At 32.5% G+C, this 21,961-nt stretch carries 23 protein-coding genes; 15 read left to right on the forward strand and 8 right to left on the reverse strand.

Annotated elements, in window-relative coordinates:
- Nucleotides 1-503: 503 nt before the first annotated feature.
- Nucleotides 504-644: a hypothetical protein gene (locus tag H0V01_11200; GenBank protein MBA2583936.1), complete on the forward strand. Its 141-nt coding sequence runs from the start codon at nucleotides 504-506 to the stop codon at nucleotides 642-644.
- 64 nt (nucleotides 645-708) lie between these two features.
- Here H0V01_11200 and H0V01_11205 read toward each other — a convergent pair whose 3' ends face one another.
- Both H0V01_11205 and H0V01_11210 read right to left on the reverse strand, forming a co-directional pair.
- Complete coding sequence (locus H0V01_11205) at nucleotides 709-963, reverse strand: DUF493 family protein (protein ID MBA2583937.1); 255 nt, start codon at nucleotides 961-963, stop codon at nucleotides 709-711.
- Between the two features lie 101 nt (nucleotides 964-1,064).
- Nucleotides 1,065-3,842 (reverse strand): TonB-dependent receptor, encoded by a 2,778-nt coding sequence (locus H0V01_11210; GenBank protein MBA2583938.1) that lies wholly within the window; start codon nucleotides 3,840-3,842, stop codon nucleotides 1,065-1,067.
- Between the two features lie 473 nt (nucleotides 3,843-4,315).
- Here H0V01_11210 and H0V01_11215 point away from each other — a divergent pair, with 473 nt between their 5' ends.
- Together H0V01_11215 and H0V01_11220 are read left to right on the forward strand one after the other, a co-directional pair.
- On the forward strand, nucleotides 4,316-4,501 hold the full coding sequence (locus tag H0V01_11215) for a hypothetical protein (protein ID MBA2583939.1): 186 nt from the start codon (nucleotides 4,316-4,318) through the stop codon (nucleotides 4,499-4,501).
- 136 nt (nucleotides 4,502-4,637) lie between these two features.
- Nucleotides 4,638-6,284, forward strand: a complete 1,647-nt coding sequence (locus H0V01_11220; GenBank protein ID MBA2583940.1) for a glycerol-3-phosphate dehydrogenase/oxidase — start codon at nucleotides 4,638-4,640, stop codon at nucleotides 6,282-6,284.
- A gap of 320 nt (nucleotides 6,285-6,604) precedes the next feature.
- Here the strand turns inward: H0V01_11220 and H0V01_11225 are convergent, their stop codons facing one another.
- Nucleotides 6,605-7,504, reverse strand: coding sequence for a hypothetical protein (locus H0V01_11225; GenBank protein MBA2583941.1), 900 nt, complete (start codon nucleotides 7,502-7,504; stop codon nucleotides 6,605-6,607).
- A gap of 821 nt (nucleotides 7,505-8,325) precedes the next feature.
- Between H0V01_11225 and H0V01_11230 the strand changes: the two genes are divergently transcribed.
- The 4 genes from H0V01_11230 (at nucleotide 8,326) to H0V01_11245 (ending at nucleotide 11,085) form a co-directional block, all read left to right on the forward strand.
- On the forward strand, nucleotides 8,326-8,766 hold the full coding sequence (locus tag H0V01_11230; protein MBA2583942.1) for a hypothetical protein: 441 nt from the start codon (nucleotides 8,326-8,328) through the stop codon (nucleotides 8,764-8,766).
- 114 nt (nucleotides 8,767-8,880) lie between these two features.
- The gene (locus tag H0V01_11235; GenBank protein ID MBA2583943.1) at nucleotides 8,881-9,930 is read left to right on the forward strand and encodes a histidine kinase; all 1,050 of its coding nucleotides are present in this window, start codon (nucleotides 8,881-8,883) and stop codon (nucleotides 9,928-9,930) included.
- Complete coding sequence (locus H0V01_11240) at nucleotides 9,911-10,645, forward strand: response regulator transcription factor (protein MBA2583944.1); 735 nt, start codon at nucleotides 9,911-9,913, stop codon at nucleotides 10,643-10,645. Before H0V01_11235 ends, H0V01_11240 begins: the two co-directional genes overlap by 20 nt.
- Nucleotides 10,645-11,085, forward strand: a complete 441-nt coding sequence (locus H0V01_11245) for a DedA family protein (protein MBA2583945.1) — start codon at nucleotides 10,645-10,647, stop codon at nucleotides 11,083-11,085. The genes H0V01_11240 and H0V01_11245 overlap by 1 nt, the downstream gene beginning before the upstream one ends.
- Here the strand turns inward: H0V01_11245 and H0V01_11250 are convergent.
- Nucleotides 11,082-12,044 carry a c-type cytochrome gene (locus H0V01_11250; GenBank protein ID MBA2583946.1) on the reverse strand — a complete coding sequence of 321 codons (963 nt, stop codon included), beginning with the start codon at nucleotides 12,042-12,044 and terminating at the stop codon, nucleotides 11,082-11,084. The genes H0V01_11245 and H0V01_11250 overlap by 4 nt on opposite strands.
- A gap of 295 nt (nucleotides 12,045-12,339) precedes the next feature.
- Here H0V01_11250 and H0V01_11255 point away from each other — a divergent pair, with 295 nt between their 5' ends.
- The 5 genes from H0V01_11255 to H0V01_11275 all read left to right on the forward strand — a co-directional run bounded on the left by H0V01_11255 (nucleotide 12,340) and on the right by H0V01_11275 (nucleotide 15,268).
- Complete coding sequence (locus H0V01_11255) at nucleotides 12,340-12,732, forward strand: DUF1987 domain-containing protein (protein MBA2583947.1); 393 nt, start codon at nucleotides 12,340-12,342, stop codon at nucleotides 12,730-12,732.
- 89 nt (nucleotides 12,733-12,821) lie between these two features.
- Nucleotides 12,822-13,577 (forward strand): glycerophosphodiester phosphodiesterase, encoded by a 756-nt coding sequence (locus tag H0V01_11260; protein MBA2583948.1) that lies wholly within the window; start codon nucleotides 12,822-12,824, stop codon nucleotides 13,575-13,577.
- Between the two features lie 133 nt (nucleotides 13,578-13,710).
- Nucleotides 13,711-14,298 carry a hypothetical protein gene (locus H0V01_11265; GenBank protein MBA2583949.1) on the forward strand — a complete coding sequence of 196 codons (588 nt, stop codon included), beginning with the start codon at nucleotides 13,711-13,713 and terminating at the stop codon, nucleotides 14,296-14,298.
- Nucleotides 14,299-14,330: 32 nt separating this feature from the next.
- A complete protein-coding gene (locus H0V01_11270; protein MBA2583950.1) occupies nucleotides 14,331-14,570 on the forward strand; it encodes a hypothetical protein in 240 nt (79 codons plus the stop codon).
- Between the two features lie 59 nt (nucleotides 14,571-14,629).
- Entirely contained in the window at nucleotides 14,630-15,268 is a 639-nt protein-coding gene (locus tag H0V01_11275; protein MBA2583951.1) for an OmpH family outer membrane protein, read from the forward strand.
- A gap of 23 nt (nucleotides 15,269-15,291) precedes the next feature.
- On the opposite strand, the gene H0V01_11280 is transcribed toward H0V01_11275, so the two are convergent.
- From H0V01_11280 to H0V01_11295, 4 genes are all read right to left on the reverse strand, one after another.
- The gene (locus H0V01_11280; GenBank protein MBA2583952.1) at nucleotides 15,292-15,879 is read right to left on the reverse strand and encodes a hypothetical protein; all 588 of its coding nucleotides are present in this window, start codon (nucleotides 15,877-15,879) and stop codon (nucleotides 15,292-15,294) included.
- A 5-nt stretch (nucleotides 15,880-15,884) separates the two neighbouring features.
- Nucleotides 15,885-16,625 carry a hypothetical protein gene (locus tag H0V01_11285; protein MBA2583953.1) on the reverse strand — a complete coding sequence of 247 codons (741 nt, stop codon included), beginning with the start codon at nucleotides 16,623-16,625 and terminating at the stop codon, nucleotides 15,885-15,887.
- Between the two features lie 197 nt (nucleotides 16,626-16,822).
- Nucleotides 16,823-18,277, reverse strand: coding sequence for an SLC13/DASS family transporter (locus H0V01_11290; protein MBA2583954.1), 1,455 nt, complete (start codon nucleotides 18,275-18,277; stop codon nucleotides 16,823-16,825).
- A gap of 92 nt (nucleotides 18,278-18,369) precedes the next feature.
- Nucleotides 18,370-18,861, reverse strand: a complete 492-nt coding sequence (locus H0V01_11295) for a YajQ family cyclic di-GMP-binding protein (protein ID MBA2583955.1) — start codon at nucleotides 18,859-18,861, stop codon at nucleotides 18,370-18,372.
- Nucleotides 18,862-19,019: 158 nt separating this feature from the next.
- On the opposite strand from H0V01_11295, the gene H0V01_11300 reads away from it, so the two are divergent.
- The 3 genes from H0V01_11300 (at nucleotide 19,020) to hflC (ending at nucleotide 21,946) form a co-directional block, all read left to right on the forward strand.
- Nucleotides 19,020-19,829, forward strand: a complete 810-nt coding sequence (locus H0V01_11300; GenBank protein MBA2583956.1) for a M15 family metallopeptidase — start codon at nucleotides 19,020-19,022, stop codon at nucleotides 19,827-19,829.
- 183 nt (nucleotides 19,830-20,012) lie between these two features.
- Nucleotides 20,013-20,999, forward strand: a complete 987-nt coding sequence (hflK, locus tag H0V01_11305; GenBank protein MBA2583957.1) for an FtsH protease activity modulator HflK — start codon at nucleotides 20,013-20,015, stop codon at nucleotides 20,997-20,999.
- 2 nt (nucleotides 21,000-21,001) lie between these two features.
- Nucleotides 21,002-21,946 (forward strand): protease modulator HflC, encoded by a 945-nt coding sequence (gene hflC / locus H0V01_11310; protein MBA2583958.1) that lies wholly within the window; start codon nucleotides 21,002-21,004, stop codon nucleotides 21,944-21,946.
- The last annotated feature ends 15 nt before the right edge of the window (nucleotides 21,947-21,961 follow it).

Here is a 21,961-nt window from a genome sequence, read left to right on the forward strand (position 1 = left end):
AAAACTATGGAAGAATTATTATGAAAAAAACTGTAACATTGTAAACCAATATCAGGACTAAAATCAAACTGTAAACTTATTGCAGGATTAACTAACAAAACTGTAAACTTTTTTCAGGACGAGACACACACAGCCATAAGCACATTTACAATTCCCACCAACCATCTCACAATCCAAAAATTGTAAATAAGCTTCTGTCTTTACCGCCCAGGTAAAAGAAGAATTTTAAATTTTTCTCCCCCCACTTAAAAAGGATAAAACACCCTACCCGCAGAGCCAAAAAATGTTCTAATAATTATATGCAAAACGCAACAACAGTAAGATTGTGAAAGACAGGAAACGCCATCATATAACACTGCATACCCTCAAGTGGGGTGCTTGGTGCATTTTGAAAAGTCATTGCTTTCTATTACCTTTCGTGCCGGTGGACAGAAACGCTGCAAACCAGCCCCACCTGAGGGTATGCAGGAAACGTTGATTCTTATTTTTTTATTCATGATGAATTGACCAAACTTGTGGAGCAAGGAAAAGTAAAACTGAATGATATAATTACCCATGAACTATCGCTTTCAGATGCCTCAAGGGCCTATGAAATTTTCAACGGAAAGAAAGACAGTTGCGTGAAAGTAGTTTTGAAACCTTAACCGATTAAGCTTAGATTGCAATTCGATTCAATAATTATTAGTATGCAATATTTTTTATACGCAATTACAACGAAATCAGTCCTTTAATTTGGCTTACCTGATTGTATACTTCAAAAACTTTTTCGGGATTTAACAAAAAAGGAGTTGCGCTAACACTTGCATAATTTCCGTTTTTAGATAAACGAATTGTGGTTTCCTGCAGTTGAAAATGGATCAAAACCTCATCCAACTGGGCAATAGGAACTATAAATTTGAATGGATATATAGACGGCCATTCTAATTTGTTTAAACTATCACTGAAATTTTGATTTGTATTCATAGAATAAATAACGCTAAAGTGTTATAGTTTATTTGAAAAAAGGCCAGGTTAACCATTTAATGCTGTTAAAAATAAATCCTATTCTAAATTAACCATTACCCTCATTTAACCCTTTCCGGACTAGTTTTAAATCTCTTTAAATTATATGTTGCAGTTAACATCAAATATCTTCTTAAAACGTTTGTTCTTGAATCCTCAACATAGGTTTCTGTTATGCTTCTGCTAATACTTGTATTTTGCCCCAGAATATCAAATACGCTTAATTTTATCTCAACTGATTTGTCTTTTAGCATTTTATATCCAATTGAAGCATTCCAAAGCAAAAATTCCTGGTTAAAGCTTTCTGTTAGGCCAGTGTATTTTAGATAGGTGAAATTTGTGTTCAAAACAAGGCCTTTGCCAATAATCCAATTAATTTTTGCGGATGGATTTTGAATTAAGTAATTGTTGTCACTCTGTTTTTGCAATGTGTTATTAACAATGCTATAGCTTGCATTATAGGAAATGTTAAAGTCTATTTTTTCACTTATGTTGCTTCCCAGAGTAAATCCACCATTTATACCCGAGTTGTTTGCATAGTTTACATCATCGTTTATCATTGCGGGTACTCTATTGAAAGTAGCCCCAGCTGATAAATTAAGGTTTGATTTAAGTTTTGTTATTGGTAATCCATAGGAAACGTGAGTTCTTGTATTCCAATTTCCATCCATATTAACAGGTTGTGTAAATTGCATTCCGCGGTTAAGAATTGTTCCATCAGCAAGTATTGTTTCCTCTGAGGGGATAAGCGTTTGATTTGTTATAAAATCCTGAGTATAACTAGCAAAAGCGAAAATAAACAAGCTTTTGCCTTTTTTTACATCTCCGGTACCATAGCGGGTAAAAAGAGTATGGCTGTAGCTTTGGTCCAAATCAGGGTTTCCTGTGCTAAGAACCAATGGATTACTGTTATTTACAACATTTTGCAGTTGATTAACACTTGGTGCAGATGTATTGGTACGATATCGAATGCGAAAATTCTTTGCTTCAGTATAATTATATTTAAACATTAACTCGGGAAGAACATTGTTGAAATTCCTTTGAATAATTTGCTGTTCAGGAAATAATTGATTACCGGTCAATTCAGCATACTGATAATTAACGCCCATATTAAAATTGACTTTTTTGGTATTAAAAACATAGTTTGAACCAACCTTGTTTGAGAAATAACTATTGTCAAAATTGCTGGAAAGCAAAGTATCCATTAGGGAATACTCATCATTTGCTGTATCAGCATTCATTGTTGTTTTATTGCTGTTACTTTTGGTAATAGAAGGAGTGAAATTAAATTGAATAGCACTTTTTTCCTTCAGAGGTTCTGTGAAAGCAAGATTTGCAGAGGTATTAACTCCATTTGTATACTGATCTGATTGTTGGTCGATGATTGTGCTCTCATTCAAAAAATAATATTCATTCAATGAATATTGATTTCGTTCGGAGTCATTTATCCTGCTTTCTATTTCAAAATTAGTTGAAAAAGACCTTCTTTCCTTCTTGAATTTATACTGATAAAGAACTCCATTTGAAATATTATAACCTGATCCATTAGTGAATATATCATTTAACGTTCTACTTTGAGGCGAAACACCATCTAGTAAAAAATCACCATTCATAAAAGAGTTTTTTTGATTGGATTGAAAACTCAGCCTGGGAGTGATTACTACAGTATTTGAAGAATCAATTTTATATTCAATTCTAAGGTTTAATCTGTGGTTGATATTTGTACTGGTTGAATTACTGCTCTCATTGTAGGTAAGTCCACTTTCTCTGTCAGAAAAAAAGGTTCTGTTGAGTTGAGAAACCTGATCATTAAGGCTTTTGTTGTAAAAATAACTTCCCGAAATACTTATTTTCTTTCCCCAGGTGTCAGAATAATTTATTCCGAAGGCGTTTGTTTTTGCTACACCACCTTGTTGGTTTACCATAAGGCCCTCCATTTCAGGGCTTCTTCTCCATCTACCACCGCCACCTTTACTGCCACCAGTTGCACCCAAAATATCTTCATCAGAAAAATTTTGTTGATTGATGTTGTTGCTTAGGCCTAATAAAGTTATTCTCCTGGCACCATCGAATAAATTCATTGATAAACCAGCATTGTATCTGTCATCTGTACCGTAACCCCCGTAAATCCTCCCGAATTGTCCGTTGTTTTTGCCGCTTTTGGTTATAATATTAATTGCCTTACTGGTGTTTCCATCATCAATACCAGTGAATTTAGCCTGATCGCTCATTCTGTCGAATACCTGAATCTGGGAAATTACTTCAGCAGGCATATTTTTAAGAGCCATATTTGGATCATCACCAAAAAAAGGCTTACCATCCACAAAAACCTGTTTCACATCTTCTCCCTGCGCTTTAATCTTTCCCCCTTCCAGGGTAATGCCTGGCATTTTAGTTACCAGATCCTCAGCATTTGCATCCGGATTAGTTTTAAAGGCATCTGCATTGTATTGGGTAGTATCTCCATTTTGTTCAACCCTTACCTGCGTTTCTTCCACTTGAATACTTTTGAGTAATATAGAAGATTGTTTTATTACCAAAGTACCAATATCAACAAATGATTTATTAGCCTCTACATAAGTTTCTTTGAAATCATATCCAATAAAAGATGCTCTAAGTATATACTTACCATAATTTTCCCCTTTAAATTCAAAGCGACCATCACTATCTGTAATGGTTCCCTTAAACACGGTTGTGTCAGAAACTGAAATTAACAAAATGTTTGCCCCTGGCACTGAAAGTTTATCCTTTTCATCCATTATTTTTCCTTTAATATCAGCCTGTTGGGCAAAAATAAGCATTGGAATAAAAGCAATAAACAATGGATATATTTTTTTCATCAATTTATTTTATGATATACAGGATGAGTTTATATATACTCATCTCAAGCCTTTATGTAGAGATTCAGCCAACTTTCAAGAATTGCATTTAATCCTGAATTTCAAAAAAAACTATGGGGTTTTAAACAGCAAAGCAATTTATTTGGCACCATTAAATGTTTTCTTACAAGTATAAAAAATTTGTTTAAATGTAAGCCAGTAAAGGTAATAAAAGCGGTTTGATTTTTAAATATACATTTTTATCCTGAAATTCCGGGTAAACTTTCGCCCTGTTTTTAAACAAATGCTGAAGAATTTTATAGCACTCTTCAAAATGTATTCCTTGTTATCAGGGAATATGATTTAAAGTAATTTTTTATTTATAAATAAGGGAATATATAGCTATGTGAAAATAAATTTGCAGCTTTGGTAAAACAACTTATATTTAACTATTAGATTCAGAGGGAAAAGCAGAAGCCTGTAGAAAAAATGACTTGAATGTTATAGTTAAGGATTGTCGTACTATAAAACCTGGGGATTTTGGAGTTTTTGATGCGATTACTTGTATTGGAGGATTGGAAAATTTTTGCTTTGTAGAAGAATGGCAAGAAGGAAATCAAGAAAAAGTTTATATGGGTTTTTTTAAAATACTTTATGACTTATTACCTGTTGGTGGTTGATTTTACATTCAAACAATGACCTTTAGCAAAAACTTTAATTTCAGTAAAATAAAAAAGCAGATTTTTATGTAGACAACAAACCTATTATCTTTAATTCCTTGTATTTTATTCTGGTTTATAATTTAATATTTATTAAATGAATTTGCTTTCTTCCCTTAATAGATCCTCACTTTTAGAAGAATTATCATCCAATGAATATGACTTATTGATAATAGGAGGGGGAATTACTGGGGCAGGCATTGCATTAGATGCTGCATCAAGAGGAATAAAAACAGCGCTTATAGATAAACAAGATTTTGCAGCTGGAACAAGTTCGCGTTCCACTAAGTTAATACATGGTGGGCTAAGGTATTTAAAACAGTTTGAAATTAACCTGGTAAGGGAGGTAGGCAGGGAGAGGGCCATTGTTTATTCCAATGCTCCTCATTTAGTTGTGCCTGAAAAAATGCTTCTTCCTATTATTAAAAATGGAAATTATACCAAGCTGGCAGCATCAATCGGGTTATTTGTTTATGATTTTTTAATACGGGTGAAAAAAGAGGATCGGAGAAAAATACTTTCTAAAGAACAAACCCTGGAAATAGAACCCCTGCTAAGAAAGGATATTCTAAAAGGCGCTGGTTTATACGTTGAATACAGAACGGATGATGCACGACTTGCAATTGAAATTATTAAAACAGCTGCTAAATACGGAACACATGCTGGCAATTATTTGGAGGCTAAAAAATTTATTTACGATAATAAAAAAATAATAGGCATTGAATGTGAAGATTTAATATCCCACCGTATATTAATTATAAGGGCAAAACAAATTGTAAATGCTACAGGTCCATGGGTAGATGAAATCAGAAAACAGGATCTTTTTATAAAAGGAAAGTATTTACATCTCACAAAAGGAGTACATTTAGTTGTTCCGAGTGAAAAACTACCTGTTAAACAATCTGTTTATTTCGATGCTCAGGATGGAAGAATGTTGTTTGCAATTCCACGTGGAAACATTACTTATTTTGGTACAACGGATACTGACTTTATAGGAAAACTGGAGGATCCTGTTATAACCAAAACGGATGTAAATTACCTTATTGACTCAGTTAATTTTATGTTCAAGGATTGTAAGCTTACCATTGAAGATATAATTTCAAGTTGGGCAGGTTTAAGGCCATTAATACATGAAAAGGATAAATCACCCTCTGAACTATCACGCAAAGATGAAATTTTTATTTCTCCGGCAGGATTAATTTCAATTGCCGGAGGTAAGCTTACCGGATACAGGAAAATGGCGCAAAGGATAGTGGATATTGTAGTTGAAAACCTAAATCAATTATCCGGATTTACGAAAGTTAAATGTAAAACAGAACAAATTGTAATTAGTGGTGGGGAATTTCAAAAACCCAGTCAAGTAAATGACTATATTCAGGAAGTTTTCCAAAAGATAAAAAACAAGGGTTTAGGGAAAAATAAAGCTGTAAGCCTGGTTCGCACTTATGGCAAACAAACAGATTTGATTTTAAATAAATTTTTTGAATTTAATGATTCAGATCAGGAAATAGCGCTCGCTAGGGCAGAATTATGGTTTACCGTAAACAATGAAGCTGTTCTGCATTTACATGATTTTTTTGTAAGGCGAACAGGTAAACTCTATTTTGAAGTATCAACAATTTCTAAGCTTTTGCCTATGCTTTTATTGGATTTGAAAAACTACCTGAACCTAACAAATGAACAAGCTAAAGCTGAAAGCGATGCAATGCATGCAATTGTTAACGAAGTTACAAATTTTAAATAATACAAGCTTATTCTATGTTGTTTTTTGTGGAGTATTTCACAAATAACCTGAGTTCGATTTAAACAGCAGTGATCTGGTCAGTTTTATTTGATTATAAAGTCCAGGTAATCTGTATGGCCCTCTGTGACTTTACCTTGTAACTCTGTGAAATAATTGAGTTCAGCAATATCTGAGCCGATTCCGCTTTTTTATTTTACACAAAGAACACAAAGGAATCACAGAGTTGCATTGAATGCGTAAAAGGAAAATAGGTTTATTGCTTTTTTAAAAAAATAAATTAAAATGAAAATAATTTATTTTTCTAAACGCTAGAATTTTGTCTAATTAATAAAAGGTATTAATCCTCTAATACCCATATCAACTACAGTATCACCGGCTGCTGGTTCAAACCATCCATCCATATTGGCATCCTTCCATTCAAAGCTTTTATTGGTGGAAAGTGAAACAGTAATTACTATATCTTTATTTGTCATCGCTAATAATTGTAATGGAACAGTTTGTCCTTGGGGATTAATAAATTCTCCGGTAACCACACAGGAACCAGCCGGGATAGGGGAGGTTGAGGCAATTGGATTTGGAACCGTTGTTGCTCCAGGAGGAGCCTGGCCTATGGATGTATATGTTGTGCCATAAGCGGTAGTTTCAAAACCCCAGAATCCTTGTGGTTTATTTTCATTTACCTGCACCGGTTGGTTCTTAATGTTGTAACTGGTTATAAAAGTATTGTACCCAATAAAAGAGGCCAGTGTTCCGGAACCATAATAAATATCTGATTTGTACTTAATATCGTAATTTTGGTAGGCAAGGGAAACTCTTAACCATTCATAATTTCCTTTAGGAATATCTTTTAAAGGAATGGAAAAAAATATTTCTCCGTTTCCTTTAATAATTGCCTTTGAAAAATCAATTGCTCTGGTTCCCCCTAAAGTTGTTTCTTCATTTTTATAAATTACAGTTCCTTGTCCTAAAGCTGTGTTTTTTGTGGGTGCAAGTTCAATGTAATGGGCACTCATTTTATTGAACACAGGTGATTGAGCTGAATTTGTGCTTGGAATGGTGGAAACATTTCCGAAATTATTAAGCCTAACCTGAGTGGAATCAAATTGGAATTTAAAAATTAACTTAGGCTCTTCCTTTACTGGATCTGGATCTTTATCTTTTTTACAACCGAAAAAAGCAAGTGTAACTAATGCAATTAGAATTAATTTAAATAACTTCATAAGTATAGATTTAAATATCAAAGATAATAATATTGAATAATATACACACTTTCAATCAATAATTTTACAATACCATGTTTGTTTTTTGTTTAGATTCTCAATATAAATTTAATTTTTTCTTTACGCCCTTTAAGTGAATACTATGAATTTTGTGGATTTTGTAAATGCAGCTCCGCTCTTTTGCTTTGTTTGATTTTTTTTTGCGCCTTTGCGAAAAACTTTGTGCCTTTGCGTGAAAATGGTATTTCCTTTTATTAATAATCGGTTTAAAATTTCACGCAAAGGCGCAAAGAGATTAGCGCAAAGGGCGCAAAGAATTTGGAGTGTTTTTTTATTGCAGCTTCTCGCATTTTTTTATTTGATTTTTTTTTGCGCCTTTGCGAAAAACTTTGTGCCCTTTGCGTGAAAATGGTATTTCCTTTTATTAATAATCGGTTTGAAATATCACGCAAAGGCGCAAAGAGATTAGCGCAAAGGGCGCAAAGAATTTGGAGTGTTTTTTTATTGCAGCTCCTCACATTTTTTTATTTGATTTTTTTTGCGCCTTTGCGACAAACTTTGCGCCCTTTGCGTGAAAATGGTATTTCCTTTTTTTAATAATCGGTTGAAAATTCGGGGATTCAGAAGTTAATAGCCTTTAAATGTTGTTAGAAATATTTTCATCCTGACTCCATTTAATTCAATTTTTTCTTGAATAACTGATAATAATTCGCTTTAATAGTTAGTTTCTTGCATTATATTCAAAAAATCAAGTCGAAAAAAAAGCAAAATCATTAGTTTAAAAGAATAAATTTTTTCAGTTTTACAAAAAAATAAAAATTATGGATTTCGGTATTGTGAATGAAAAGGTATTGACGATAATAAAAATGAATGAGCAATTATCAAGGATCACCTACAACGATCCAAATTATGATCAGCTAGAAGATAAGGTTTATGAAATTCAGGATGAAGTAAATGACAAATTTGGCGATTACTTTGAAGATATAATGGAGGATGTTTATAAGGAATTAGGATGTGATGATGATGTTTTGAATTTCACCGATTACATCGCTAAATCCTATACTGTTTCTGGAGAAAAAAATCCGGATGGTTCATTGAAATTTGAGGAAGCGCCCAATGATTGTATAATTATCAGGATTAGTCCAAAGGCATTAAACGGAAAATCAATCAATGCAAAAATTTATTTGAAACCAAATCCGCTTAGAATTGGTTTTGCAATTGAAAAGCTTGAACGCATTGTTTGGAACAGTGAACAGCTTTAATTCTTATCTCTAATTTACCGGGAGCTTTAATGTGAAGAATGCTAAAAATAAACAGCATTAAATTCGTAAATTGTTAGCCTAGTTTTATTATTTCCTAAATTAAATCAGAATTTAATGAACAAACAAAAAATCTACTGGATCTGCCAGGTTTCAGGATGGTTTCTGTTTGTTCTATTAAACAGTTTTTTTATTCAACTCGAACAAGAGCTAAGTTCCCAGATTATTACTGGACTTGTTGTTTCTTTTTTTATTGGAATAAGCACTTCTCATGTATACAGGAACTTTATTATTCGTTCCGGGTGGTTAAAATATGGCTTTATAAAGCTTATTCCGCGCTTTATTATTTCCTCGCTTATTCTATCGCTTGTTTATTACCTGCTTTACTTTTCTATTATCTCATTTTTATATGAACCTACGCTCTCTGTTCCTAAATTAGCAGGTCTTTTTGCAGATATTCTCAACATTGCTTTCGTTTATTTTGTTTGGTCATTGATTTACTTTCTCTTTAATTTTATTGAAAATTATAAGAAGGAAGAAATTAAAAATCTAAAATGGGAGGCCAGTACAAAAGAAATTGAACTTAACAGGTTAAAATCCCAGTTAAATCCTCATTTTATGTTTAATGCAATGAACAGCATAAGAGCTTTGGTGGATGAAAATCCTCAAAAGGCAAAAAATGCTATCACCCAACTTTCAAATATTTTGCGCAACACACTTCAAATGGGCAGGAAAAGACTAATTTCTTTTGATGAAGAATTAAGCCTGGTAAGAGATTATCTTGGGCTGGAATTTACCCGGTATGAAGAGCGGCTAAATGTGGAATATAAATTGGATCCTTTGTCTATACAATTTAAAGTACCCCCATTAATGATTCAAACAATTGTTGAAAATGCCATTAAACATGGTATAGCAAAGCTCATAAAAGGAGGGAAGATTGAAATTCAAACAGCCGTTAAAGGAGATTTTTTATTCATCACTGTAATAAATGATGGAAAATTAAAGGAAGAAATTAATCAGGAAAAAGGTTTTGGAATAAAAAATACGATTGAAAGATTAAGTTTGTTATACGGAAATAATGCTACTTTTAATATCAGAGGTTTAAATGAAAATAAAGTAATTACAGAAATTAAAATACCAAAGTATTATGAAAGCACTGATAATTGATGATGAACGTCTTGCCCGGCAAGAGTTAAAATCACTTCTTTCTGATTATTCTGAGATAGAGATTATTGGTGAGGCGAACAATGCCGATGAAGCCATTGAACAAATTAAAGAAAAACAACCCGATCTTATTTTTCTTGACATACAAATGCCAGAAAAAAACGGTTTTCAAATGCTTGAACAATTAGATGCTGTTCCTTATGTGATTTTTGTGACAGCTTATGATGAATATGCCTTAAAAGCATTTGAAGTAAATGCACTGGATTATTTATTAAAGCCCATTCAAACAAAAAGACTTGATGAGGCGTTAAAAAAAGTAATGCAAATTGAATCCAAAACCAAGGTACATGTTTATCCTGAACATTCAATAATTCAGGGATTGCTGGGAGAAAACGACCAGGTTTTTGTCAAGGACGGAGAGAAATGTTGGTTTGTGAAACTATCAGAAATACGTTTGTTTGAATCTGAAGGAAATTATGTTAGGGTTTATTTTAATTCCAACAGGCCATTGATATTAAAATCACTTAACAGTCTCGAAGAAAGATTGGACAGTAAAGCTTTTTTCAGGGCCAGTCGAAAACATATTATTAATTTAAAATGGATAAGTAAGATTGAAAGCTGGTTTAATGGTGGGCTTATGGTAACCCTTGAGGGTGGTGAACAAGTTGAAATATCAAGAAGGCAATCGGCTAAATTCAGAGAAATGATGAGTCTTTAATGGAATTTTTTTATGAATACGGCCTCTGGGGTCTTTTTTTTGCAAGCTTTTTTGCCGCTACCTTGCTTCCCTTTGGTTCCGAAGGAGTATTAGCAATTATGATTGCCACTGGTTTTGATCTGTATACCTGTTTATGGGTTGCAACGGCAGGAAACTGGCTTGGAGGCATGAGTTGTTATTTTCTGGGTTTTATTGGAAAATGGGAATGGATTGAAAAAGTATTGAAAATAAAACCTGAAAAAATAAAAAGCATTAAAGTAAAACTGGATAAATATGGTAGTCTAATGGGTTTGTTTACCTGGCTTCCAATAATTGGCGATCCTTTAGCTGTGGGTTTAGGGCTAATGCGAAGTAACCTTGCTTTAGTTTCAATTTTTATGTTCGTAGGTAAGTTCCTGCGGTATATTGTTTTAGCCTACGCAACGGATTTAGCAGTTTAATTATAAGAAAAACGACTGTCGGTCAAGGCTTTCAAAAATTCTTCAATATCCGTTATTTCTTGCTCGCTAAGGTTTAAAGGACTTAGCATTAAACTATCTTCATTAATCCTGTTTTTGACAAACTTATCAGGCTGGTTATAAAATTCAATACTTTCTCTTAATGTTGTAAACATGCCGTTATGCATATAGGGAGCTGTAACAGCAATGTTTCTCAAACCCGGAACTTTAAATTTACCTAAATCGCTACTGTCTTTTGATATTTCAAAACGACCAACATCATTAAATTCTAATCCGTTAAAAAGACCTATATTCTTAAATTCATTTCCAGTGAAATCTGGTCCAAAGTGACAATCGAAACATTTGCCCTTAGTATTAAAGATTTCCCTTCCCCTGATTGCAGATTCATTCATTGCTCCTTCATTTCCATTCATCCATCTGTCAAAGGGAGAGTTTGCTGTTCCAAGTGATTTTTGAAATTCAGCAAGGCTAATTCCTATATTCTCCTTACTTGCTTTGCTTTTAAAAATTTTCTTAAATAGCCTGGAATATTCAGGGTTATCATTTAATCTTTTTATAGCTTCAGTAATTGGCAAACCCATTTCATCAGGATGTTCAATAGGCATTAAAGCCTGCTGTTCTAGGGAAGATGCTCTTCCATCCCAGAAAAAACTCGACATCTCTTCCACATTCATAACAGTAGGCGTGTTTCTTTTTGTTTTAATTGAATCAACACCAAAGCTTAAAGCTACATTATCTGAGAAAGCAAAATTGGGTTTGTGGCATGAGGAGCAACTAATTGAATAATTCTTTGAAAGAATTGTGTCGAAAAATAATTTTTCACCTAGCTGAGAAACTGTTTTGATCTTTATATTCTTGCTTTTAACACCAGGATTATTAGTAAATGCTGCTAAAAACACAAATCCTATCAACAGTACCAGCAATGTTAAAGTCCGTGTCAATTTTGTTTGTTTTTTGTGCAATGATACTAAAAATAATTAAATTATTGGATTTTACAATGCATAACTTGGGACTTAGCTTGTAATTTTAATGTGGTATTTGAAAGGAATAGCGTTTTTTAAACCAGGCCTGGTTTCTCATTTCCTGTACTTTTTTTCTTCCAATTTATAAAAAAAGACAAAAATATTTTTTGATAATCTTTCTTCTTGTTTGATTTATCTTCTCTAAATACAGATAGGTAGAATTAATGAATTTTGAAAGCTTATTTGTTTTAAATTAGCTTTAACAATAGGAATTATGGAACCATTAATAATCCCGGGCACAGAAATATGTCCGGATGTTAGGCTTGATGTTTTAAATAATATTTTTGAAATTAAAGGTAAATCAATACCTCCTGATGGAAAAACCTTTTACGAGCCTATTTTGGATTGGTTGAAAATATATTCCTATAATCCAAACCAAACAACCAATTTTAGATTTAATTTAGAATTTTTCAATATTACATCTTCTAAAATGCTATTGTTTATTCTCTATAAACTCAGCGATATTCACGCTTCTGGCTTTAATGTTAATATTACCTGGTGTTATGGTGATGATGATATGTTTGAGGTTGGTGAGGATTATGCATACATGATCAATATCCCCTTTGATTTTATTGCAAATCCTGAAAAAACAGATTCTGCAGCCTAAATACTTTCTTAATTTTTTGGCTTGATTCCTTTAGCTATATTTGCACCTATTAATTTTTTCTTGCACAATTTTTTTCTGTAGTTATTTGTATGCGTGAGGATTTGAAAAGGATAATGGTTATTGCCCACAGAGGTTCCTCTGCAATTGCCCCGGAAAACACAATTTCTGCTTTTAAACAAGCAGTTATTGAAGGTTCCGATATTATTGAACTAGATGTGCATCAATCCAAGGACGGTGTGGTCCTTTGCATTCATGATGAAGAACTCTCAAGAACAACTACCGGTAAAGGCAAAGTAATTAATTTCACTTTCGAAGAACTAAAACTATTTGATGCGGGTGTAAAATTCAGCCAAAAATTTAAGGGAGAAACAATTCCTTCACTGGAACAGGTTCTGGAAGAAATAAAATTACCAATTTTAATAGAAATTAAAAATGCAACAGGTTATTATCCTGAAATTGAACAAAATATTATCAATTTGCTTAAAAAACACAATTCAATTAATAGATGTATTATTCAATCCTTTGAAAACAGTATACTATTTAAAATAAGAGAGTTGAATGATCAAGTTGAACTTCATAAGTTGGTGTTGGGGAATCTACCTATTGTACCCTTTCATATTGACAATAAACTTAAAAGGGGTGAAATAACGGAATATTCCAATGTAAAGGCAATTAATCCTAATCATAAATTTCTTTCAAAAAACCTTGTAGATCAAATTCATAAAAATGGCCAAAAAGTATTTACCTGGACTGTTGATGATGAGTCAGATATGATTAAGGTAATTGGATTTGGTGTTGACGGAATAATTACCAATTACCCTGATCGTCTTTTAAATTTACTTTAGCCAATTAATTATTCCTTTTTGGATTTACTCCTTTTTTTTAGATTTTGTTTTCTTTAATGTAGATAGATTATTATCTTTAATTGTGTTTTTTAGTTATAGAAAATAAAGCTTTTCCATTTTTTAAATAATCCAAATGTCATTTTTTGATACTTTATTTAATCAATTTTTTTCAAGAGAAAACAAGGTCAAAAGCATTGATATAAGTGAAAATCTGCTTAGATCAGATAAATATATTGCCGCTTATCAAAAGTGGCGAAATTCCACAAGGCCAGTTGAATTCAGTGAACAAATTGCCAAAGCATATCAATTAAAAAAAGCAGGAGTAGAAGACAATATACATGTCTCACTCTATAATTCTGTTTACGCAAACGGGTTCTTTTTCACAATTAATGATGCAATGGATGAAAATGAACTTGAATTTATTTTCGATTATTTTAAAGAAAGGGTATTAGATATGGGATATTTTCTTGCAACATCGGATAGACGTATTCGTGAAAAAAACAGCCAAATCGAAGAAATACAAAAGCATTTTTTGAAACCAAAAAACAAAATGAATGAGGATTTGTTGGAGCAATTGTATGGAAATGTACTGATAGAATATGTTAAAATTAACGGGATTTCAAGTTATATTAAAATAATGGCCAATGTATATTCTGATTCAAAATTTAAAAAACCACTAGGATTTGATGAATTCATGGAAAAATTGCCAGGTAGAGATTAAAAGTTATTTTTGCAGTCAATAAAATGGATTTTATGAGAGTTGTAGATGAAATACCGCATGAATTATTTAAAATAACTGTTTTTTCCTGGAATGCCAAATACATTATTAAATTTGAACTAGATAATTTTGAGCAGAGTTATAAAATTTCTGAAAATGATGTTTCTGGTATAGAGGAATTAAAAAACAGTGTAAATGAAACATTTTTAGATGAAGTGTTCGAACATTTTCTAGCCATGAGAAAATCTTTTGGAAAAGCAATTCAACTGAAATAATGAACATACTTTTTAATCAAATAATTAGTTTTTATTCATAACAAATAAAAAAAAACAAAGTGAAAAATTTACCATATTTAATAAATTTCGTGCTTTTAGCGGCTATAGGCTTTTTATATTACCTGCATTTTTCAACTACTCAAAACCCTGTTTCAATGGAACTTCCTCTACAACAGGAGGGTGAAGCACCAAGCAATATTCTCTCTGGAACTGGAATTTATTATGTTAATACTGATTCCCTTTGGGTAAATTATGAATTGGTAAAAGATGCACAGGATAATCTTAAAATCGAAAAATTAAAACTTGAAAGCCAATTTAAAACAAAATTAAGTGCTTTTGAAAAAGAATATATAGATTTACAAAATAAGGCCGGCAAGGGATTAATTACAATGGAAGAAGCTCAACGAAAAGAGGGAGAGTTAATGGAAAAGCAACAAAAACTTTTGGAGTTAAAAGATGAACTGGCATTGAAATTTATGGAAATGGAGCAGGAAATGAATGAAAAAATTCAAATAGCCATTTATGAGTACCTAAATAAATTCAGGATGCAGAATGATATTAATTTTGTATTGGGTTACAACAGAGGTGGAGGAGCAGTTCTGATCGGAAATGATTCTCTTGAAATTACCAATTCAATTGTAAGCGGTCTTAACACCGATTATAAAGCCCAGCAATTAACTGAAAAAGTTAAAAAATAAAGCTCGAATATTAAATTTTAGTTTTACAATGTGGCAGCAACAAAAATTAAAGTCATATATGTTGCAAATATAGCCCCTGTACCAATAATACTTCCTAAGGCTGCTTTTTTCACACTTTTCAGTCTGTATTGGTCTTTATATCCTTTCATATAATCAGGATTTTTCATTAAGGTAGGATCTGAAACAATTTTTGGGCTAGGATTAGGATTTGAAGATGAATATGCCAAAATAACTATCGGTAGAATGGGTAAGCAAACTGGGGATATGCCCCCAAGGCAAAAGGGAGTTGTGCCGGAATAATATTTTTCTACATCTTCCTTTCCTTTAAAATAGAGATCTGTTGTAGATGATTTACCAATTGCTTCTATCTCAGTATCTAAATGGCCAGGAAAAACCTCTTTTGTTCCATTTGCATATTTTATCATGAACACTTCAAGCAAGGGGAGTGAGGCATTTAATCCACTTGGTCTGTTGAATTCCACATATTTAATGCCTATTTCAATAATTTTTCCAGTTAATATTTCTCCGTTTACGGTAATAATTGTGTCCTGGCCTTTTACAGAAAAGGAAATTGAAAATAAAGCAAGAAAGATAAATAAGATAATTTTCATTTTTTTTAATTTTTACGCATATTAAAGCCCAAAACAATACTGTACCTTACTCCACCAGGAGAAGCCACTACAGCAAAATTAACCGGGAAATTAATTTCAGAATTTCTAAGATTTATTCCTGCTGCAAATACCATAGCAGCTCCGGATAAAGAAAGATTTGGCCCCATGCCCAATTCAATACCAGATGGTCCTCTCATACCAATTAGTAAGCTTGCCGTAGGTAGAAAAAGTCCTTGTTCAAGACCACCAATGAGTGGAATAAACTCAACAACCCCTGTGGTTCCAGAAGGCAGAGTGAAAAACTGGGTCTCAAACTGCCAACCAAACAGGCTGAGGAAAGGAACGGCATTAAATTCATCCTTTAATCTATTGGCAGTCCTACCAGGTGATATATAAGTGAACCCAAGCCTTGGGCCACTTAAATTAACTGGTCTTATTGTATGGGGATATTCCTGTGGTTGTGCTGGATGCGGCTTATCAGCTTCAGGAATTGCTTTTTCAACCTGTGGAGTTTCCTTTCCAAATTTCTCAGTAATTCCATTTTGGTAGGTTATAAGGAAAATATCGCTTTTGGCTAAATAAATAAGAGGGCCATCAGGATTATCAAAACGTTTGTATTTTATTTCATTCGGAGTTATTTCTTTTACTAATGCTTTAATTTCTTCACCGTTTTTTTTTGTAATTATATCTTGCGCAAAGGAGGGAAAAGCAAGAAAAAAAACAATAATAAAGGAATAGTTTTTCATTTTTTTGTTTTTTGTAATACAAATGTATATATCTATTTTAGATTAATAATAAATTATTGAAAATAAGAAATAATTTTGAACTTTTCCATTATTTAATGACTTCATAATGAATGAATTTCGACTTTTATTTTTTTATTGTTTTATAACATTTTCCTGATCCAATCACACATAAATCTACACATTAATTTTGTATTATTCTAAATATTAAATATTGATTTACCAATTGTAAAAATAAAAAGTGTGATAAGTACAATTCCAATTAAATTCAAAATAAGTCCTGCTTTTAACATGGAATTAATTTTTATTTTTTCGCTTGCAAAAATCACAGTATTTGGTGGTGTGGCAACGGGAAGCATAAAAGCAAAAGATGCTGAAAAAACAACTGGAACCATTAATAATAAGGCATGAGTTCCTGCACTCACTGATACTGCTAAAATTATAGGTAAAATAAGATAAGTTGAGGCGGTATTGGAAGTTAACTCAGTAAAAAAAGTCATGAAAGTGCATAGTAAAATAACCAGAAGTACAGGGTGCAGAAGATTTACAGAAGTTAATTGAGAGGCAATCCATCCTGAGAGCCCGCTATCTGAAATTCCTTTAGCAAGGGCAAACCCTCCACCAAAAAGAAATATAATGCCTAAGGGCATTTTTTGAACTTCCTTCCAGCTTAGTATTGTTCCCTTTTTAGAACTTGGAAATAAAAACATAATGCTTGCCATTGCCATGGCAATTGTAGAATCGGTAATGTAAGCAGGATTGTCAAATAAATTGCTCCATCCCTTTAGTTTAAATTGATCAATAGTAATATCACCCCTGAAAAACCAAAGTAAAACGGTAATTGTAAAAAGGCAAATAATTACTTTTTCTTCAAATGTAACTTGGCCTAATTCTTTATATTCTTGTTTGCATCTGCTTAAATCAGTTATTACTGGAGGATTGTTTTTGAAAAAGAGAAATCTGAGAGTGAAAAATGCACAAGTAAAAAAGACTATTGCAACTGGAAAACCAAACATTATCCAGGTTGTAAAACTAATTGGCACTGCATCAGGAAAAGCCTCATTGTAAAAACCCATAAAAATCATGTTAGGAGCTGTACCAATAAGTGTGGCAGTGCCTCCAATTGAAGAGGCATAAGCCAGGCCTAAAAGAAATGGAGTAACGTAAGGAGAATCATTATTGCCTGGAGTTAGCTCAAATTGTGATGCAACAGCCAATACTGCAGGAAGCAGCATCATTGTTGTTGCAATATTTGAAATCCACATGGAAAGCAAAAATGAGGCTGCCATTATCCCAAACAATATTTTAGAAGGAGTAGCTCCTACGGATAGTATAATTGCAAAAGCCATTCTTTTATGAAGGTTCCATTTTTCAATTCCAAATGCAATTAAAAATCCTCCAATAAAAAGGAATATAATCTCATTGGTGTACATGGGAGCCACACTTCTCATATCCATTATCCCCAAAAAAGGAAACAAAGACAATGGCAAAAGTGCAGTAAAATACAAGCTAACAGCTTCAAATATCCACCAAATTGCCATCCATGATGCAACACCTGCCATTTTTGCCATTAATGCATCACCATTGGCCTGGAGCATTAAAAAATACACAACAAAACCAACAAGAGGACCGGATACTATTTTCAGTATTTTCATTTTATATTAAAAAAAATCGGCTAAAATGCAGGTTTTTAATTTACCTTATGCTTTTAGTATCAAAAAAACAAATCCGGTTTAATTGAAGGAAATTAGGACTTCATGTTAATATATTGAAGAGGAGTTTCAAAATCACTGTTTCTACAAAGTGAAATAATTGCTTGTAAATCGTCAATTTTTTTTGCTGTAACCCTAATTTGATCATCCATAATCTGGGCTTGTGCCTTTAATCCACTTTCCTTAATCCGTTTTATGATTTTTTTTGCAGCTTCCTTATCAATTCCTTCTTTAATTTTAATGTCTTTTCTTATCATATTACCGGAAGCATATTGTTCCTTACCAAAATCAAGACTTAGTGGATCTAGTCCTTGCTTGATCATGCGGGAACGAATAACATCCTCAATTGCTTCTATGCGCATTTCATTTTCTGTAACTATTGTTAAAGAATAGTTTTTTTTATCAAGTTCAATACTGCTTTTTGATTCACGAAAATCATATCGTGTTAAAATCTCTTTTTTAGCTGCATTTATTGCATTATCAAGAGTTTGTGCATCTATTTTACTAACAATATCAAAGGAGGGCATACGTTTTTTTTTGTAAAATTACATTTTTAATCCAAATGAAAAAAGGATAGTAAAAAATATGGAATTACTTTTAGAAAATAAAAAAAACAATATCAGGTTTAATAGAATTACTTTTGTCGAAAATTGTGTATTTGATGAGTTTTTATATTTTTAAAAAAGTGATCAAAAAGACATACTTCCTATTTTGCTTTGCATTTATATTAATCCATGGATGTTCAGAACCCAGCAAAAAAGACAAAAAAAATTTTGATCCTTTTATTAATTCTGATTCAATTGTAGAAAACAAGAAAAGGAATGAAATTATTAAGGATGAAAGTCAAGATGATTCTTTGTTAATTTTTCAAAAACAATATGAGTATACAGAAATAGAATTAAACCTACTGAATTCAGGTTTAGTAGATATCCAGGTTGCAGACTCCTCTATAATAGTTGATTTAAGATATTCAAGTACTAATAATTTTATGGGAAGTGATGTTTATGGAGAGTGGAACAGGGCTTTTTTACAACCTGAAGCGGCTGAAAAATTAGTAATTGCCCAACATTTATTAAAATCGAAATTTCCTAAGTGGAGCCTGGTTGTTTTTGATGCAGTAAGGCCTGTAAGTGTTCAACAGAAAATGTGGGAAATGTTAGTGATGCCAATAAATGAAAAAACAAAATATTTGTCAAATCCTAAAAACGGATCCTTGCATAATTATGCGGCAGCTGTGGATATAAGTATAATCAATGAAAATGGAGAAGAATTAGATATGGGTACAGCATTTGATTATTTCGGTGAACTTGCATATCCAACTAAAGAGAAGGAAATGCTGAAAATGGGAAAATTATCTGAGCAACAAATTAACAACCGGAAACTACTAAGAGATGTAATGGAAAAATCCGGTTTTTTCAATATTCAAACAGAATGGTGGCATTTTAATTCTTGCACAAGAATTGAAGCAAAACTGAGGTACAAAATTATTCAGTAAATTTTTCACATCCATTTTCTTTTAGTATACCTTCCAAATCTCACATAATTACTAAATTTTGCATTTACCTTATGTAATCTCAGCAAAGAAAATTGAATAATAAGAACCTTTAAACTTGTGTGTTCCTGTTTTTAGCTTTAGTTTCGCAACAATTCCTATTTAATCTCCGAAAAACAGTAAAATATGTCTGATTATCAATTTGAAGAATTTAAAATGCCCGATATTTTTCAAAAAGTATTGAAAAATATTAAAGCTATCCTCCTTGTTTTAATTCTGGTTATTGCTGTTTTTTCAGCTTTTTTTCAAATTGGACCCGAAGAGGTTGGCGTAATAACCCGATACGGGAAATATTCCAGGACTCTAGAACCTGGTTTGAATTTTAAAATTCCGTTCATAGAAACATTATATAAAATTCCTGTTGAAAGACAACAGAAACAGGAATTTGGGTTTCGAACCACAAGTGCTGGAATTCAATCAACTTATACAAAATCAGGCACAAGTGAAGAATCCCTTATGCTTACTGGTGATCTTAATTTAGCAGATGTGGAATGGGTAGTTCAATATAGAATAGACAATCCCTATAATTTTCTTTTCAAGGTGCGTAATCCTGAAAAAACTTTACGTGATATTTCTGAGGCTGCAATGCGTCAGGTTGTTGGAGACCATACAGTAAATGAAGTTTTAACTGTAAGAAGACCCCAGGTAGCCAGTAATGTTCAGGACCTTATACAAAAATTAAGTACGGAATATTCCCTGGGAATTAAAGTTGAACAAGTGGTTTTGCAGGATGTAAACCCTCCTGATCAGGTAAAAGCAGCTTTTAATGCTGTAAATCAAGCACAGCAAGAAAAAGAAACACTTATAAATCAAGCAAAATCAGAATACAATAAGGTAATACCTAAAGCAAGCGGACAAGCCAAGGAAACAATTCAAATGGCAGAAGGTTATGCACTGGAACGTGTAAACATGGCCCAGGGTGAAGTTGCCCGTTTTAATGATTTATATAAGGAATACATTAAAGCTCCCGAAGTAACCAAGAAAAGGATTTACCTTGAAACCATGAGCAGTGTTATACCAAAACTAGGTCAGAAAATAATTACCGATAAAGGCGGGAATAATGTATTGCCTCTTCTTCAGATGCAAACCCAAAGCAATAAAAAAGAAAATTGATTATGGAAAAAAAGAAAATAATTGGATCATTAATACTTTTGGTGGTATTAATAGTTGTGCTAACTCAAAGTATGTACATTGTTAATGAAGAAGAACAAGTGGTGATAACTCAACTTGGAAAGCCAGTTGGAGAAGCCGTAATTGAATCAGGGATTCAATTTAAACTACCTTTTATTCAAACTGCGAATTATTTTGATAAAAGGTACCTTGAGTGGGATGGGAATCCAAATCAGGTAACTACAAAGGATAAAAAGTTTATTTATGTGGATACTTATGCACGTTGGCAAATCGTTGATCCACTTCAGTTTTACAAGAGGTTAACAAATGAAAGAGGAGCACAATCAAGACTTGATGATATTCTTGATGGTGAAACAAGGAATTTCATTGCAAACCACAACATTGAAGAAACCGTTAGAACCAGTAACAGGGAACCTGTTTTAACGGATACAATTAGCGAACCCCTTGGTGATTCCCTAATAAACATTTCTGTTGGTCGTGAAAAAATACAGCAAATGATTCTTGTCTCTTCTAACCAAAGGGCCTCTGACCTAGGTGTTGTTATTTTAGATTTTCGTTTTAAAAGGTTAAATTATGTTCAGGAAGTACAAGACCAGGTTTATAAGCGTATGACCAGTGAACGTTTTCGTATTGCTGATAAATTCCGATCAGAAGGGCAGGGGGAAGCCTCTAAAATTAATGGGGAAAAAGAACGTGAGCTTAAATCAATTCAATCTGAAGCATTTAAACTTGCAGAGGAGATTAAAGGTAAAGCAGATGCAAAAGCTGCATCAATTTATGCTGCTGCTTATGACCAATCGCCAAAATCAAGGGATCTTTATTCATTTTTGAAGTCTATGGAATCCTTTGAAAAAACATTTGATAAGGAAACTTCAATTATTATTTCAACAGACAGCGAGTTTTACAAGTATCTGAAAAAGATGGATTAATTGAGGACTATTTTT

It is taken from the genome of Bacteroidota bacterium, assembly GCA_013696965.1.
Taxonomy (GTDB): domain Bacteria; phylum Bacteroidota; class Bacteroidia; order JACCXN01; family JACCXN01; genus JACCXN01.